Genomic DNA, 1,301 nt, shown 5'->3' on the forward strand with positions numbered 1-1,301 from the left:
CACACAAAAGCGTTGGTTATTGAAGCATTTAATGGGGATATTTTCTTGAATATCGCTGACAACATTTATGCCACACGTTGTTTGTTAACACATGAAGAGCATTCAGCGGTGTTTGATTTGGGTGAGAATATAAAAAAAGAAAGACGCCAATACGTTCCACCACAATCACATCCGTGGAAACTGGCATCTTTCAAACGCTATCTCAAGAGTATTGGAAAAACTCTTGAAGAGTATCAAGACAACAAGCCTGCTTGATACTTTAATAGCATACATTATTTTGCCCTATAAGTGCAATGATTTTTTTTGAAAATCATTGCACTTATAGTGGCCCACATTTTGGGACATTTTCATTTTCGATTGACACAACTATACCCTTTGTCATAAACTTAAATAACATTTCTCTAATTTTATGATAAATTATAGGAAATTACTTTAACGAAAAGCTATAATATTTGGAAGAAAACACGCTTTTAAAATCTTAAAAAGTAGACACCATTGAACTGTACTTCTCATTATAAAAACACCACCTCACTAAACACCTAAACATGTACACCAAAATACCTCTACCTCATAAATCATCTGCGTATCTTATCAATCAAATTCTATAAAAAAATCATATGCAAAATATGTCATTACAATTAAATATATGACTAAAACTAATAAGTTTGTCTATTGATATATCATAAAAAGAGGAATTAAAAAACAGTCAAATATACAACATTTTCTCCGTATATTTTTGATAATATTATAGCTATGTAACCAATCATGTTGACAAACAAAACATTCCAATATCTTAATTTACCATATTAAAAATACAAGTATTCACTGTATATCGCTACATAAACATCATAAAAAATTAAACTACTATCCCCTATTTATCAATGATTGATATATTATTTATTTTCTGAAAAAGCAATGTATTCTAGTTAGACCTTTCGCACATGTTTAACTAGAATGCTTTGGAATAAGACTCCGATAAAGTAAGATATCACTGAAGATTTTTAAATATCATTTTCGCCTATTTTTATGTCATTATCACTCTTTTGGTTCTACGTCAAATGGTGTACATTAGAAGCACAGGTCATGATAATTCTCCTGTTTGTATATAAATTAAAAGGTGTTGGTGCTTCCTTTCGGAAATCACCAACACCAAATAGTATAGTCCATTCTTTTTTGGGTGTACAATAAATCGTGTTGGTGAACAAAAAAGTTCGCCAACACGATTATTTTTTATATAAAAAAGTGAAGCAAACCAGTAAACTATAAGTTGAGATAAAATAGTAAAGAGGTGCTTCACATGG

At 30.1% G+C, this 1,301-nt stretch carries 1 protein-coding gene and 1 pseudogene; one reads left to right on the plus strand and one right to left on the minus strand.

All coding sequences use genetic code 11. The features are described 5' to 3' along the window. Nucleotides 1-255, plus strand: a pseudogene (locus tag E4T68_RS08890) (ISNCY family transposase); the annotation flags it as partial. A gap of 826 nt (nucleotides 256-1,081) precedes the next feature. On the opposite strand, the gene E4T68_RS09670 reads toward E4T68_RS08890, so the two are convergent. Next, nucleotides 1,082-1,301: hypothetical protein (locus E4T68_RS09670; protein ID WP_209305069.1), on the minus strand; the 220-nt coding region annotated here is incomplete at its 5' end.

It is taken from the genome of Granulicatella sp. WM01 (genome assembly GCF_004570605.1).
Classification (GTDB): domain Bacteria; phylum Bacillota; class Bacilli; order Lactobacillales; family Aerococcaceae; genus WM01.